17 protein-coding genes are annotated in these 14,812 nt (G+C 46.6%); 7 read left to right on the top strand and 10 right to left on the bottom strand.

Going from position 1 to position 14,812, the window contains the following annotated elements:
* Nucleotides 1–107: 107 nt before the first annotated feature.
* Nucleotides 108–1,091 carry a metal-dependent hydrolase gene (locus MHB72_RS04635; RefSeq protein ID WP_023855996.1) on the top strand — a complete coding sequence of 328 codons (984 nt, stop codon included), beginning with the start codon at nucleotides 108–110 and terminating at the stop codon, nucleotides 1,089–1,091.
* Here the strand turns inward: MHB72_RS04635 and MHB72_RS04630 are convergent.
* From MHB72_RS04630 to MHB72_RS04615, 4 genes are all read right to left on the bottom strand, one after another.
* Complete coding sequence (locus tag MHB72_RS04630; protein WP_216922065.1) at nucleotides 1,088–3,673, bottom strand: YfhO family protein; 2,586 nt, start codon at nucleotides 3,671–3,673, stop codon at nucleotides 1,088–1,090. The genes MHB72_RS04635 and MHB72_RS04630 overlap by 4 nt on opposite strands.
* Complete coding sequence (locus MHB72_RS04625) at nucleotides 3,670–4,071, bottom strand: GtrA family protein (RefSeq protein WP_020450624.1); 402 nt, start codon at nucleotides 4,069–4,071, stop codon at nucleotides 3,670–3,672. Before MHB72_RS04625 ends, MHB72_RS04630 begins: the two co-directional genes overlap by 4 nt.
* Nucleotides 4,040–4,999 carry a glycosyltransferase family 2 protein gene (locus tag MHB72_RS04620; protein ID WP_020450623.1) on the bottom strand — a complete coding sequence of 320 codons (960 nt, stop codon included), beginning with the start codon at nucleotides 4,997–4,999 and terminating at the stop codon, nucleotides 4,040–4,042. The genes MHB72_RS04625 and MHB72_RS04620 overlap by 32 nt, the downstream gene beginning before the upstream one ends.
* A gap of 731 nt (nucleotides 5,000–5,730) precedes the next feature.
* Nucleotides 5,731–6,000 (bottom strand): YfhJ family protein, encoded by a 270-nt coding sequence (locus MHB72_RS04615; protein ID WP_020450622.1) that lies wholly within the window; start codon nucleotides 5,998–6,000, stop codon nucleotides 5,731–5,733.
* Between the two features lie 130 nt (nucleotides 6,001–6,130).
* Here MHB72_RS04615 and MHB72_RS04610 point away from each other — a divergent pair, with 130 nt between their 5' ends.
* Nucleotides 6,131–6,280, top strand: a complete 150-nt coding sequence (locus MHB72_RS04610) for a small, acid-soluble spore protein K (protein ID WP_003179924.1) — start codon at nucleotides 6,131–6,133, stop codon at nucleotides 6,278–6,280.
* A 26-nt stretch (nucleotides 6,281–6,306) separates the two neighbouring features.
* The gene (locus tag MHB72_RS04605) at nucleotides 6,307–6,477 is read left to right on the top strand and encodes a YpzG family protein (protein WP_003179922.1); all 171 of its coding nucleotides are present in this window, start codon (nucleotides 6,307–6,309) and stop codon (nucleotides 6,475–6,477) included.
* A gap of 29 nt (nucleotides 6,478–6,506) precedes the next feature.
* Here MHB72_RS04605 and MHB72_RS04600 read toward each other — a convergent pair whose 3' ends face one another.
* Together MHB72_RS04600 and recX are read right to left on the bottom strand one after the other, a co-directional pair.
* The gene (locus MHB72_RS04600; RefSeq protein ID WP_025810180.1) at nucleotides 6,507–6,821 is read right to left on the bottom strand and encodes a YfhH family protein; all 315 of its coding nucleotides are present in this window, start codon (nucleotides 6,819–6,821) and stop codon (nucleotides 6,507–6,509) included.
* Between the two features lie 4 nt (nucleotides 6,822–6,825).
* Nucleotides 6,826–7,617 (bottom strand): recombination regulator RecX, encoded by a 792-nt coding sequence (gene recX, locus MHB72_RS04595; protein ID WP_020450621.1) that lies wholly within the window; start codon nucleotides 7,615–7,617, stop codon nucleotides 6,826–6,828.
* Nucleotides 7,618–7,685: 68 nt separating this feature from the next.
* Here recX and MHB72_RS04590 point away from each other — a divergent pair, with 68 nt between their 5' ends.
* From MHB72_RS04590 to MHB72_RS04575, 4 genes are all read left to right on the top strand, one after another.
* Nucleotides 7,686–8,585: a TIGR01777 family oxidoreductase gene (locus MHB72_RS04590; RefSeq protein ID WP_254122348.1), complete on the top strand. Its 900-nt coding sequence runs from the start codon at nucleotides 7,686–7,688 to the stop codon at nucleotides 8,583–8,585.
* Nucleotides 8,586–8,851: 266 nt separating this feature from the next.
* Nucleotides 8,852–9,382 carry a GNAT family N-acetyltransferase gene (locus MHB72_RS04585; RefSeq protein WP_216922059.1) on the top strand — a complete coding sequence of 177 codons (531 nt, stop codon included), beginning with the start codon at nucleotides 8,852–8,854 and terminating at the stop codon, nucleotides 9,380–9,382.
* A 67-nt stretch (nucleotides 9,383–9,449) separates the two neighbouring features.
* Nucleotides 9,450–9,563, top strand: coding sequence for a YfhE family protein (locus MHB72_RS04580; protein ID WP_023856002.1), 114 nt, complete (start codon nucleotides 9,450–9,452; stop codon nucleotides 9,561–9,563).
* Nucleotides 9,564–9,631: 68 nt separating this feature from the next.
* Nucleotides 9,632–9,826 carry a YfhD family protein gene (locus MHB72_RS04575; RefSeq protein ID WP_020450618.1) on the top strand — a complete coding sequence of 65 codons (195 nt, stop codon included), beginning with the start codon at nucleotides 9,632–9,634 and terminating at the stop codon, nucleotides 9,824–9,826.
* A 33-nt stretch (nucleotides 9,827–9,859) separates the two neighbouring features.
* On the opposite strand, the gene MHB72_RS04570 is transcribed toward MHB72_RS04575, so the two are convergent.
* From MHB72_RS04570 to MHB72_RS04555, 4 genes are all read right to left on the bottom strand, one after another.
* On the bottom strand, nucleotides 9,860–10,438 hold the full coding sequence (locus MHB72_RS04570; protein WP_020450617.1) for a nitroreductase family protein: 579 nt from the start codon (nucleotides 10,436–10,438) through the stop codon (nucleotides 9,860–9,862).
* A gap of 101 nt (nucleotides 10,439–10,539) precedes the next feature.
* On the bottom strand, nucleotides 10,540–11,436 hold the full coding sequence (locus MHB72_RS04565; RefSeq protein WP_035339170.1) for a PhzF family phenazine biosynthesis isomerase: 897 nt from the start codon (nucleotides 11,434–11,436) through the stop codon (nucleotides 10,540–10,542).
* Nucleotides 11,437–11,548: 112 nt separating this feature from the next.
* Nucleotides 11,549–14,101 (bottom strand): bifunctional lysylphosphatidylglycerol flippase/synthetase MprF, encoded by a 2,553-nt coding sequence (mprF, locus tag MHB72_RS04560; protein WP_216922056.1) that lies wholly within the window; start codon nucleotides 14,099–14,101, stop codon nucleotides 11,549–11,551.
* Between the two features lie 180 nt (nucleotides 14,102–14,281).
* Nucleotides 14,282–14,812, bottom strand: a complete 531-nt coding sequence (locus MHB72_RS04555) for a YfiT family bacillithiol transferase (protein WP_216922053.1) — start codon at nucleotides 14,810–14,812, stop codon at nucleotides 14,282–14,284.

Here is a 14,812-nt window from a genome sequence, read left to right as displayed (position 1 = left end):
TTAAAAGTGAAGAAAGCAAAAGCGTTAAATATTTCAGGCAAGGTCCGTCGTTCGTTCTGTTTTTGGAAAATAAAATGATTTTCTAGCACCATTAGGGGAGGTCACCAATGGATACTGGCACACATGTTGTCATGGGCGTTGCACTCGGAGGCATTGCGACGCTTGATCCAGTTGTCGGAATGGACCCATCAATGGCTCAAGCCGTGATGATTGCGACAATCGCCGGATCTCAGGCTCCGGATATCGATACCGTTTTGAAATTGAAAAACAACGCTGTTTATATTAGGCACCACAGGGGATTCACCCATTCCATCCCCGCTGTTCTCGCCTGGTCGCTGATGATTCCGGGCATTCTCATGCTCTTTTATCCCGAAGCCAATCTGCTTCACCTGTGGCTTTGGACCTTTGCCGCGGTCGCGCTTCATGTGTTCGTGGATATTTTTAATGCATACGGAACACAGGCGATCAGACCTTTTTCAAGGAAATGGGTAGCGCTCGGCTTGATTAATACATTTGATCCGTTTATTTTCGTCAGCCATCTCATAGCCATCGCCTTTTGGCTGGCAGGCGCTCATCAGGGCTATACATTTTTGGCTCTTTACATCGTCTTGGCCGGTTATTATCTGGTGAGGTATTTCATGCAGAGGAACATCAAGCATGAGCTCCGTGAAAAAATCGAAGATATTGAAGAAATCATTATTTCGCCTACGATGAAATTCAGGCAGTGGCGAATTGCCGTCAAAGCAAAATCGGCTTTTTACGTCGGACGAAGCATGGACGGAAACGTCGTCATCGTCGACACCTTCAACAGGGTGCCTGTGCCGGATACGAACGTGATGAAAGCGGCGAAACAGGATAAGAACATTTCGGCGTTTCTTTCATTCTCACCGGTTTACAAATGGGAGATCGATACGTATAAGGATCACTACGAAGTCCGCTTTATCGATCTGCGATACCGCAGCAAAGGACACTACCCTTTCGTGGCGATCGCGCACATCGACAGAGACACGCTCGAATTAATCACCTCCTATACGGGATGGATTTTCAGCGAGGAAAAACTTCAGAAAAAATTAAAGCTTGGCTCTGTTTAAGAGCCAAGCTTTTTTCTCCTTCTGCCGTACCAGATTCCGATGATGAGGCTGATGACTGTTACGGCTAAGGCAGCTTTGAAGTACGGCGGGTAATAAACGAGCCGGATGTCGTTTTTCCCTTTTTCTATTGAAAATCCGATAAACGCGTAATTTGCCTTATGGACGGTTTGCGGTTTTCCGTTTACAGTGACTTCCCAGCCTTTTTCATACGGAACCGGCAGGACCATGTAGCGATCTCCATTTTGATTGTCAAAGCTGATGGACACTTGATTGTTCCGCCAGTCCAAGTCGGCGGCCGGCGCTTTTTGAGCGGCCGCTTTTTTCAGCAATTGATAGTCTTCCTGGTGCAGGCTCAAATGGTCCAATTGATATTTCCCTTTTGGCAGCCTGATTGAAATTTTATCTGTTTTCGGGACCCTGATCGTTAAATCGTAAACACCTGTTTTGTAAATCGACTCGTTCGATTTTCTTGATGTTACATAATCATTGACCCGCAAGTTAAAGAATTGGTCTTTTGCAAGGCTTTTCAAATAAAATCCGACATAATAGTCGCCTTCTTTCAGGAGCCCGCCTTCGGGAATGAGATCGATGCCGCCATTTTCGGCGGTGACGTCGAGGACGCCGTTATGATAGCTCGCCCCTTCGGTTTTCAGCTTCGTCTGCTTCATCAAATCAGGAACGTCCGGCGACTGCACTTTTCCATCATCGCCATTCTCAAGCACGATTCCTTCAAGCATCGCATGCTCCCGCGCTAAAACAGGCGCATCCGCTAAATCTTTTTCCGTAAATACTGTCCGCGCGGTCCGGATAAACGGCAAGGTGTATTTGTTTTTATAGACCACGTAGTGCTCTGATTCATCCGTTTTGATAAACCCGTACGGAACATTGGCGGCATTCTCTTTTTCCGTCATGTAATACTTGCCGTACAGCAAGCTGTACAAATTGGCCCGGTCGCCCATCGATGCGTAGCGGCTGACGCTTTCCCTTCCCATATCGATTTGCAGGTCTTCCCAATAAAACAGGAGAAGATCGCGATTGAGAATGCTTGAGTAGGCGCTGAAGCCGTTAAAATCCTGCATCAGCGGAGTATTGTTGCGCACGCCGTTCATCCAGTCGATTCTTGTATACGGGTCACCATCATCGTCTTTTCGAATGTTGTTTAAGAGGCGGCGCTGTTCTTCGCCATTGTACTCATTGCTGGTCAAATAGCTTTTTGTGACGTCTTTAATGCCGCTTGACTCAGACAGAACATATTTCTGATACGTGTTCGCCACGAGAACGGACGATAATAAAATGCAGGCTTGCAAAAAAAGCTGCGATTTCTTATATTGAAACCCCGCCGCCGTAAAGATGGCGATTGTCAGGAACAGAAGCACAAGCATGCTCCAATTTTGCATCAGTGATAAATCCACGTCTTTTCGCCAAATGACCGCGATATAAACCAGAAGGGCGAGCAGGATGGACCATATCATCTCTTTCCGCCTGATGTTTTTCAGTTCGGTCATTCCTGCGGCCGCCGCTCCCCCGATCGTAAAAGCGAGCAGGTATTCAAAGCGGTTCTGCGGAGCGGAGAAACCGTTGAACGCGCTTGCCGCAAGCGGGCTGTAGTGCAAAAGCACAAGCAGCACACTGATTGAGGCAAACAGCCTGAACGTTTTATTTTTATAGAACGAAAACGCGAACAAGAACAGCATAAAGACAGCCGGCAGCAAGACAATGCGGCTGGAAAACAGAATGTTGTCCGTCAGATCGTATACAGCGACAGCCTGTTCATACGGCGGCCGTAAATTGTTTAAAAATCCGTAAACTGCAGGCACAAAGGAAACCGCGCTGATTCCGAAAGAAATCAGGCATGAAGCGGCGAACATCCCGAATTGTTTCCACCTCGGCGCTTCCTTTTCCGGGTCTAGCCGGATCAGCCAGCGGAAGATGATATAGATCGCAATGAAAATCAAGTTGATATAGGCAAAATAAAAGTTATTGATCAGCGTTAAAGAACAAGCCGTAATAAACAGTCCTGTCCGCTTTTCCCTGATAATTTTCTCGGCTCCGGCAACAAGCAGCGGCAGCCACAGCATGGCGTCGCTGAAAAATTCCCAGAACACCGTGTGCCTGAAATAGATAACCGACGTACCGTACAAGACCGCACCCGTAAAGGCGGCAAGCTTGTTTTTCACCATGCCGTTTAACGCATACGCTGACGCTAAAATGATCAGGCTGAGCTTGATGACACTGATGAATACAGAGGCCTGCGCCCAAAACAAAGGGTCCGCATCCCCGGCCAAATGCAAAAGCTGCATCAGAAAAATGGCTGCGGATGAAGCGATGAAGACAAAAGACGTCGTGAAATAATAGCCAAGCTGGCTGTAGATCCCGCCTCCGAGACCGAAAGAATACGAATAAAAGAAGTTCCCTTGTTTGTATTGTTCAAAAAGAAACGACTTAAAAATAATCATTTGTGCAAGTCCGTCGCCGTTCCCAGTCATGTAGCGGTCATGCGCCCATTCATACAGAAAAAAGGAATGGGCGGCCAAGGAAACTGCAACGCTTGCGATCACAAATAAAAAAACTGTTTTCTTCATACTCTTCCCCTGTCTTTTTTCAAAATCTTCCCTGTCACTAAAAATGTCAGAGGGACGGTTAAAAACATGGAGGCAAGCGGAGCTGCCTCACTGTTCATCTTGAAAAAATTCACAAACGTGTAGACGAACAAAGAAGATACCGTCAAATTAAACAGCTGTGTCAGCGGAAATTGCAAAAACTTTGCCAGCGTCGGCTTGATTTTAAATGTAAAATAGCAGTTCAAGAAAAAAGAAATCACAAGACTGACGAAAAAAGCGGCAATATGAGAAACCATATAATTCAACTGAAGCAAAACATGCAGCAGCAAATACACCGCATAGTAATTCAAAGTATTCACTGCACCGACGACGGCGAAGCGAATAAATTCAGGATTCACGATTTTCATGAGTTTCTCCATGAGCGATGTTTGCCTCCTGTATTAAGTAATGAGGCCGCTTTTTCGTCTCATAATAAATGCGCCCGATGTATTCGCCGATGATTCCGAGGCTGAGAAGCTGGATGCCGCCGAGAAACAGGACGGCGGAAATAATCGTAAAATAGCCGGGAACGATCACACCGTATTTTAAGATTCTGATGAATGTCGCAGCGATATAAATAAGCGATAGAAAAAGGATAAAAATACCGGCGTAAAAACAAATTCTCAGCGGTCTGTTGTTGAACGACACAACCCCGTCGATTCCATAGTTCAACAAGTGGCGGAACGACCACTTGGACTTTCCGTTTTTCCTTTCGACGTTCTCGTAATAAACAATCTTTTGGTCAAAACCGATCCAGCAAAACAGCCCTTTTGAGAACCTGTTGCCTTCGCTCAGCTTCAGCATCGCATTGACGGCTTTTCTGCTTAAAAGACGAAAATCGCCGACGCCGTCCCTTAAATCGACTTCCACGGCATTATTGATAAAGCGGTAATAAAGGGACGACAAGTAGGAGCGCACAGGGTTGTCTCCCTTTCTGTTGCGCTGGGCGACCACTTGATCATAGCCTTCCTCATACCCTTTAATAAAATCGTGCAGGAGGTATGTCGGGTGCTGCAAATCCGCATCCATCACCACAACTGCATCGCCGCGGGCATGCTGAAAACCGGCAAGGATGGCTGCCTCCTTGCCGAAATTCCGTGAAAACGAAATATATTTCACACGCTCGCTTTTTTCGGCTAGCTTTTTAATTTCCTCCAATGTTTGATCAGTGCTTCCATCATTTATGTAATAAATTTCATAATCATAATCAATGGATTGAAATTCGTTCCTCAACGATTCATAAATCAATTTAATATTGCTTGCTTCATTGTATGAAGGAATAATGATTGAAACGAATCCTCTCTTCACTTAAAGGCACCTCTTTTGGACATAATAAAATTGCATCCGGCATCCGTTTGGCAGGATACTTGCATCTAGCCGCTTCCCACACAACAAAAGGAAAACTGTGGGCACGCTGTACTATTTTCTACAAGATTATTTTGTCATTATATCAGACATCTATGAACAAGTGGTAAAAAAATGATATTGCTTTAGAATCAAACACGATAGCCTAATGTTTTTCCCATTTTACGACATTTTTCGCATTGAATCATATTTTTCCAAATTAAACCCCTGCTCTTCACCAAAAGCAAAAGAAGCCGCAGGGAAAACCTCGTAAGGACCGATTGTCAAACCGGAGGTCAAAGCCCGCCGCCGCAATCAAATCCGTCCCCTTAATATGCCCTTTGTCATCGGGTGAAAACCGGATTTGATTTCTCCGACTGTTCCATGATGGAAGACCGAACGCTGCAGACAGAGCTTTTTTCATGACTTCACGCCGTTATGCTGCAGTCGAAACCGCGCCCCCGCTCCTCTTGCGGCTCCTCCCGACAACCCGGGAATCGGCGAATGACACAATGTAATGGTCATTGATCAGGCAAGCTTACACCAGTCTTCGCTTCAACGGACAGACGGCTCCCGCTCCGGCCTCGCCTTGCCTTCACGCCATCCGGGCTCCTTTTGATATGCGGCGCTGGCACCGGCAATCCGGAACCAATGACAATCGCTTTCACGCCAATCATTCTTTTCGAAAGAAATGCTTAATGAAGCAGCCCGCGGCCTCCGGAGAACAGATCCTTGTAAGAAGGCTTATCATTTTGAAATAAATGCAACTTGCTGCCATAGTGCTCAATCCACTCTTTGACGACACGCTCTGTCAGCTCTTTTCCTCTGTACGGGTGGCCGGCCTTTGCAAATGTCGCCTCGAAATCCCCCCACAGCAGTTCAACCCATGTTCTGGCTTGTGCGTAACTCAGCATATGATTTTTTTCAAGAAGCGCATTTGTCAGCTTTTCAAAGTACTCTTCCACTTGGCTTTTCCCCCTTTCCCTAAGGAAAAAACTTTCTTTTTGAAAACGTCGTCCTTTTCATATACTAACCTTACGTCTTCCGAACCGAAGACGCAAACATTATGGACTTGATTGGAGGAGCCTAAAAGAGATGCGAAATAAATCAAGAGGCTTTCCGAACATGAACAACAATAAATTTGAAGGCGAGCCCCGGGCCAAAGATGATTTTGCTTCAAAGCGCCCTGACGGAAGCACAAATACTCATCCGCAAGAAAGAATGAGGGCTTCCGGCAAACGCTAAACTTTTCTGGGATGGAGTGATTTCTTTTGTGTGCAAATCGCAAACCGTATACAAACGATTTTAACCAGATGAAAACGCAAAACTATCCGCAGCCATGGGCAAACACAAAGCATGCACGCGCGCAGGTAAACGGAGAAACGCAGCAGACCCAGGACCTCATCATTCTCCAGCGCAACACGCGCATCCGGACAAGATAACATTTGCGAAAAGGGTTTAAGCTTTTGGCTTAGCCCTTTTCTTTTAATAAAGAAATCGGCAGAGCCTCTTCATGATCAGGTGACGAAAGACGGTATCCCCAGGCGAACACGCCGTTTATATAGCGGATATGGAAATCATCGCCCCCATCTTCGATTTCGTATACGTTGCCGGCTTTAAAATCGGCCGGATCAAGAAGGTAAGCTTTCGCCATCGCGATTTTTCGTTCGTGGACGGCCAGTTCATTCACAATCCCCATTTGTTCCGCTTTTCTTGCCTTTTCGGTCAGACCCGCGATTTCCTGGTGCAGTTCGTGTGCAGTCATTTCACTGTATCTTTTCTCCATATTCTCATCCCTTTTCATCTAAAAATTGATCAATCATGTCGATTGAAAAGCCTTTTCTGAACAGATGCTGTTTGACCTTCATTTTCGTTTCGTATGATCCGTCATAACCGCACCTCTTCATCGCTTTTTCCCCTTGCTTCTCAAGCGCTTCCCTTTCAGCGCTGTCGTCGTTTTCGTAATCCGTTTCCTGAAGCGCGGCCGAGATGACATCGAAGGAGAACCCCTTTCTGACAAGGTGCTGTTCGATGGCCTGTTTCGTCTCTTTGGAGGACAGCTTTTTTTCTTTTTTCAGCACTTTTTCCGCATGCTTGACCGCGGCCTCGACCTGATCGGAAAACGAAAACGAACTGAGCGCTTCCTGAATCAGTTCATCATCGATCCCTTTCAATTTAAGCTCTCTGAATAGGACATCGGGGCCTTTGCCGCTCGTTTTTCTGTGGGTGCTGACATATGCAGCCGCAAATTCGCGGTCGTCCAAATATTTATAACCTTTAAGCATATGCAGGATTTCTGTGATCGCGGAGTCTGCGACGTCTTTTTTCTTGAGATGGTCTTTGACTTCCTTTGTCGAGCGCATCCGGTATGACAAATAATCGAGCGCTTTTTTGAACCCTTTTTTTACGTCGTCTCCGTACTGAATCTCAATGATATCAAGCTCATCAAGCTCTTTGCCTTTTCGCAGGTCAAACTTGACGAGCACGTCCAGGTCGACGCTGAACGCATACTTTTCATCCAGAAAAATATTGACCCGCTCTTCATTGTTTTTCTGGGCAGAAATCTTTGTAATATATGGCATAAATAACTCCCTTCTTTTGTTTTCTTCTTTTACAATAAGGTTAATGATCATGAAAGGGAGGAATCATGATGAAGATTGCGATTTCCGGCGGGACGGGTTTTATCGGCAGGCATTTGACAAACGCCTTAACCGCCCGGGGACATCACGTCTATATTTTAACAAGAAAACCTGCTGAAACCGAACAAAAAAACACTTCTTACGTTCTCTGGCAAAAAAACGGCACCCGCCCTGAAACAGAGCTGACCGATATCGATGTTTGGATCAATTTAGCCGGAAAATCACTTTTCGGCCGTTGGAATGAAAAAACGAAGGCGGAAATCGCGGCAAGCCGCCTCCGCTCCGTGCAGGAGTCGGCCCGCATAATACAAAGTCTTCGGAAGAAGCCGAACACCTTCATTCAGGCGAGCGCAGTCGGCATTTACGGAACGAGTCTTGAACAGACATTCACAGAGGAATCTCCCGTCTCAGCTGAGGATTTTTTAAGCAGAACGACAGCTTCGTGGGAAAAAGCAGCCGAACCAATTGAAACGCTTGGCATCCGCACCGTCTGGATGCGTTTTGGCATGGTGCTTGGAAAAGACGGAGGGGCGCTCCCAAAAATGGTGTTCCCCTATCAATTGTTTGCAGGCGGACGCGTCGGCTCAGGGCAGCAATGGGTGCCGTGGATTCATATCGAAGACGTCGTCGGCATGATATTATCAGCGATTGAGCAGCCTCGGCTGTCCGGCCCTGTCAATGTCACGGCACCGAATCCCGTTCAGATGGAAACCTTCGGACAAACCGTCGCGAAAGTAGAAAAGCGCCCCCACTGGCTTCCGGTTCCCGAATTTGTAATAAAAGGCATCCTCGGAGAAATGAGCATGCTCGTGCTGAAAGGGCAGCGCGTCCTCCCGAAAAAAGCGCTTCAGAATGGCTATCATTTCATATATCCCGAACTGGAAGATGCCCTGCAACACCTTTTGACATAAAAGCTGTTTTCCCAACAAAAGCCTTGTAGCTTTTCCTTTCCCAGCTGCGTAAAATGTAAGTATCTTTTTAGCAGCATACAATACAGGGAAGGCAAATGGTGCGCCACCAGGTCTCTGGTTTTAGTGGGTTCGATTCCCACCCCGAATTTTTTAATGGATGTGCAAGATACGCGGACAACTGTTTCCGCAAATTAAAAAATTCCGAGGGTGGATTTATGCGTCCCGTTCTGCTGTAAAAGCCGCCCTCAAACTAAGGAGGGGCTGCCATGCTGAAGAAACGGGAACTGACCGACTGCTATGCACTTTTTGAACTGATGATTAATCCGGATGTCTTCCCTTTTGTCAGAAATAAAGCGGAGACGATTGAAGAGTATATGTTTCATGTCAAAAACATGATCGAAGAGGAAGAACAGGGAAAGCTGATATCGCGAACGATACTTGATGAATGGGAAAACCCGGTCGGCTGCATCAGCTTGTATGAAATCGAAGATCAAAAAGGCTTCCTTGGCACATGGCTCGGCAAACCTTATCATGGAAAAGGCTTGAATCAACGGGCGAAAGACGCGTTTTTTTGCGAGCTTTTTTATGAAAAGCAAATCGAAGCCGTTTTTATGAAAATCAGAAAAACAAATATGCGCTCCCTCAAAGCGGCGGAAAAGCTCCCCTATGCCGTCAAGACTGATCTTGACTGGGCCGGCAGCGATACATTTCACCTGTATGAAATTCCGAAAGATATGTACACACTGTACAGCATGAGAACATTTGAAGAGGAAAACCGCCGGTTAAAAGAAGCTTAAAACTTGTATAAATGCCGTTGAAACGGACAGCCTGTGAATAACTGAGGTTTTGAGGAGGCTTGAAAAGATGGCTGACAAGAAAAAACGGGAGCATTTTAAATCCTCTCTGAACAAGACGCAGGAAGTCAGATATTCGCGCGAATTTAAAAGGGCTGAGCGCGCCGCAAGGGAAAAATCATAATGCATAGCGGGAGCCTGATCAGCGAACAATAAAGCTTGACCGGCCGATTATTGATGAGGAGTGATCATATGGGCAGAAATGCAATCCACAAAAACCGTGACAAAAACAAGCAAAAGCTCCCTCAAGTTCCTGATCAGTATAAGAGAGAAGCTGACGGAGTATACGAGGAATATTCTGCTGAACTCGCCGATCAGGATGACCGCGAAGCACAAGCCCGCATGCAGGCGGCTGATAAGCGCGCGGAAAAGCGGCAGTCAAAATAATAATCGAGGCCCGGGATTCCCGGGCCTCACTCTTTAAGTTAATTCGGTCAGTAGCTGTGCTGCCGGGGTCCTATGCTTCGCTTCAGGAATTTCCGCAGGATATCCGATCTGCAAGAGAGCTGCTACCCGCTCATCGCGCTTCAGCCCCATTAACCTGTGCAATGTTTCATGAGAAAGAACTTCCCCGCTCTTCCATACCATGCCGATGCCTTTTTCCCAAGCGAGAAGCTGAAGATTCTGGATCAAACAGCTGACGGCTGCAAAATCATCTCTTCTGACCCGTTCGTTTTCGTCTTCTTTCATAATAACGAAGAGAAAAGCCGGAACGCTGAGAATATGCTCTCTGAACTTATTGATTTGTTCTTCCTGCATATTCGGCTTGAGCTCTTTAAACGCCGCTTTTAAATTGTCGGCATGCTTCTTTTTCCCGCTTTCCGTCCCGATATAAATGAACCGCCACGGTTCTGTTAACTTGTGGTTCGGCGCATAAACCGCATCTTCCAAGAGTTCCAGCACCACTTCTTTCGGCACCGGATCCTGTTTAAACTTTCGAATCGTTCTTCTATTTCTGACACAATCGCGAATACTTTGAATTTCCAGCGTGTCGTTCATGTGGCCGCCCCCTCAAATGAAAATGATTATCATTGTTGATTATAATGTTTACCGCTGGCGTTTGCAATGATCATCACTCGTTAAAAAAGGCGGTATCTGTTTTATACCTCGAAGCTCTGCTTTTCAGCAAATACAGCGGTTCCTGTCATCCGCACTTTCATGATGCCGTTTTGTTCCGCAACTTCGATTTTCACTTTTCCGTCTTTTCCCATTTCCTGGCCCTGTTCGATTAGAAAATCAGTCCGGCCCTCTTCACAGAATTCCTTTCCGTACGTTTTCATATAAGCGCCCATCACTCCTGATGCTGTTCCTGTGACAGGATCTTCACTCGTTCCGGAATAAGGCGATGAAAAATGCCTGCCGTGAAGCTGGCAATCCCGATGAATCGTCTCCAGGCAAAACGGGTGGACTGACGCCCGCGGCATTTCGGTTAAAATGTTGGGGAATTCAGCTTGAACGGGCTTCATCCTGCGGATTGCGGCCAAATCTCTCACCGGCACAAGCAATGTCCATATCCCTGTGCTGCCGTAAACAACGGGCAATGCTTCATGAAAGTCCGCTTCGCTGATTCCCAGCGTTTCCGCCAGTTGGCTTCTGCTTCCTGTGAATGACTGAAAACTCGGTGGCGCCTGCTCCAACGTCACCAAAAACCGCTGATTGCCGTCAGAGGCGGTATACACGGAAAGAACACCCGCTTTTGTTTCGACCTTCAACTCCGCCCCGGCTTCGATCGCTCCTTTTTCCAGAAGCGCATAAAGTGAAGCAACAGTCGCATGTCCGCATAGATTCATTTCATGGCCCGGCGTAAAGTAGCGGATCCTTATGTCGGCCGACTCGCTCGGCAGCAGGAAAGACGTTTCGTTATAGCCTGCCTGTTCAGCGATCTTCTGCATTTCACGATCGGTCAATCCGTCTGCTTCAAGCACGATGCCCGCCGGGTTTCCCAGACCCGCCGTCTTTGAAAATGCATCATATCTTAATACTTCAATTTGCTTCATTTTGATCCCCCATTTGTCGAGTTCGATCCTTTCCTTCCAATCATGTGCAGTATACCGCCTTTCATTGCTTCTTACAATGGCAATCTAAAAAAGACCGTTTTAAAAAACGGCCTCACTTCGTTCTCCTTCCGATCAGCCTCGTCACAAGGATCATCGTCACCGGGAGAGATCGGTTTTTCCGGTAGGCTAAATATTTTCCCCGCCAAACCGGTTTATATTTTTCTTTAAAAGACCGCAGTCCGCTAAAACTGTACATGTAGCTGACATTGTTGAAAATCACAGCGGCTAATCGCTCCGTCCAGAATGACTGAAACGATGTCCCTACATTCGATAAAGGGGCCATTCCCATATTGAAGGCCGTGTAGCCCTGTTCTTTTCCCCATTGAAATAAATAGATGAACAGCGCATCCATGATTCCTTTCGGCGCTTTCTTCGAATAGCGCATCAGATCGATGGATATTTCCCCTTCGCGGTACATCGGCATGATATTCATAAACGCGACGATCTCGCCTTCTTCGCTTTTTAAAACGGCAATCGGCGCTTTCTGCAAATAATCTTCATGAAAAAACCCGAGCGAAAAGCCTTTTTCTTTTTTTCGGCCGAGCCATTCATCAGATACCTGCCTCAACTCGTTGAGGAATTCTGCCGAAAACGGCGGCTGTTCGACATGAAATGTATACCCTTCCCGTTCAAAGCGGTTGTGAATCGCCCTTAACCCGGCCCGCTTTTTTCCGGTGATTGTAAAGGTGTCAAGGTCGACAATCGCCTCTTCTCCAAGCTTGAAAAAACGGTATCCGAAATCATGATAGAGCCCCATGTCTTCTCGTTCGATCTGATAGAAAATGACAAGATACCCTTTTTGGTCAGCCGTATGAAGAAATTCTTTGATCACGAGCGGAAACGAGCCTTCCAGGCCGGACGGGTCGCCGAGCACAACGAGACGCTGGCCGACTTTGGCGAATTGAATCAGCGCATTCCCGTCGCTTGAATAAAAAAACCGCTTGTCACCTAAAAAGCCCAAATGACTCAAAGCGTTTCCGCCTTTTTCTTTTAAGAATGCCTCCAGTTTCTCCGGATCAGGAGCTTCACCGACCTCTTTCGTTTTCCTGTTAAACGTCCAGATGAAAACAACGAAATACAGCGGAACGAAAAATAATGCAAAAAACGTCGCGAAGTCGACATGGCGTTCACTGTGAATGAAATAATCTTTTACGAGAATATGGCCGAGCGCCTCCCAAATGTTTGAAGCGATAATATTGTAATTCAGCAAAGTAAAGAGAAAGATAAAAGCTCCCCATGCGATTTGCCCGAATGTGTAGACAGCCCGCTCCCTTGTAAACTGCCCCCTCAGCAGAACAAACAGGACAAATACCACAGGAATCATGAAGACCGCGCTAATATTAAAACCTTTAAAAAGCGTGAACAGAAAGGCAAGAACCAAAGCGGTCAGCGTCATATAATAAGATCTCTTTGTCCTCCGATAAAGCTCCAGCGGCAGGATCAGCAAAATCAAGCCGAAACTGAGGGACAAGCCGTTAAAAAACACCAGCATGTACTTCGGAATATTCGGTATCAATGTAATCCTGTCAATCGGCAGCGCCACGGATGCGATCACAATCGCTCCGCTGCAAAACGCGATGACTGAAAGCGAACCGTTCAGCAGTCTGAATAACAGCGCTCTGTGTAAAATCAACAGAATATTGGTCGTTTCTATTGCCGGGGCAATAATCGGCTTTTCTTCGAGCTTCTTCATTGTATTCCCAGTCAAATCGGCTGCTACAAAAATAAGGCCGAATACAAAAGGGATAAACGAATAGGCAAGCCTGTAAAGCACAATCGCCGTCAGAGTGATTTCCTGATCAACCCCAAGCTTGCTCATCCCCACCAAAAAAAGCAGGTCGAACGAACCGAATCCGCCGGGAACGAGACTGATCATTCCGGCTACAGATGCAATTGTAAAAACGCCGAGAACGGTTTTCGCATCTAAATCGACCCCCATCGTTACAAGGGAATAATACATAACCGCTGCAGCGGCAAACCACTCGATCACAGATGCACCCAAATAAGAAAAGAAGACCGAAAGCCGCATGCCTTTTTCGGCTCCTGCGCTTCTCCTCTTTTTGATCATTAAAATGATGGCCGTACCGGGAGCGATTATCGCCGTACCGGTAACAGCCAGCAGCACCCACGCTTTTTCTGTAAACAGATCTCCGGCAGGCAGAATCCCGGCAAGGACGAGAAGGCAGAGGACAGACAGCCCGAGAAGAATCGAAGACGCAAGCCATGCGATCCCCCTGATCAGCTTCTTCACATCATCAATATGCTCTTTGTAAAGGATCGTTCTCAATCCTGCACCGGACAATCCACCGAACCCGAGAACATTGTTAAGCGAGTTGGCGATCCAGGACACCTTGATCGTCTTCCATTTCGAAACCTTCATTCCGAGTGAGCGAACCAGAACAAAATCGTATAATGTCATCGCCAAAATGGCGGCAAGTCCGAGAAAAACAAGGATAAACAGGTCAACCCGATTAATTTGATCGATAATCAAAAATGTTGCTTTAAAAGACAGCCCGGCCAGTTCTTTTTTCGCTTGAAAAAAGACAAACAAAAGAACAGCCGCCGGAATTACAATCCTTAAAATCGCCAGCGCATTTTTTTTCATGAAAAACCACTTCTCTCTAATCACAGGATAAATCCATCACGTTTTGAGTGATAACTCATATATCTTACCTTAATTTACCGGCTAGAAAAAGCAAAAACCAACGATTCTGCTGTTATGTTAGTGTTAACCATCCCCCCTGAAAACAAACGGTAAACAAAAAACGCGCAGCGGCGCGTTTTTTCAGTTCCAACCCATTCTTTTTCGAAGCTCTGTAATATGGGCAATATGGTGGTGTGAGTGCCACACATAGAGAGCGAGCGCTTGATACAGCTTCATTTCCTCTCCTATGTCAGGATAAATGTACGCTTTTTCAAAATCCGCTTCTGTTAAAAATTCAAAAAAAGCGGTCCAGCGCAGATGCAGCGTGTTCAAAAGCGCCAGCGACAAAGCCGGATCGAGCGTTCTGGCATCGGTAAGTCCGGCCCAATTCTGTTCGTCAAACGTGCGGATCAAAGGCGCCTCCTCAGTCAGTGCCAATTTGCTTCGAATATAGCCGTTCATATGGCTGTCGGCAAGATGGTGAACGACTTGCCGGACAGTCCAGCCTCCGGTCCGGTACGGCGTATCAAGCTGTTCTTCATTTAGTCCCGCCACCGCGCTACTCAGGAGATGCGGCGCTTGCTTCAGATCCCCGATCCATTTTTTCCGTTCCCTTTCTTCCGCTTCAAGCGGTTTTGAAAAAGTGCCGATCGGATATTTCAACTGATCCAT

Source organism: Bacillus sp. FSL K6-1284 (assembly GCF_038002625.1).
In the GTDB taxonomy this organism is placed as follows: Bacteria; Bacillota; Bacilli; order Bacillales; family Bacillaceae; genus Bacillus; species Bacillus paralicheniformis.
Note: the sequence above shows the minus strand (reverse complement) of the source record. Positions and strands in the feature narration are given on the sequence as shown.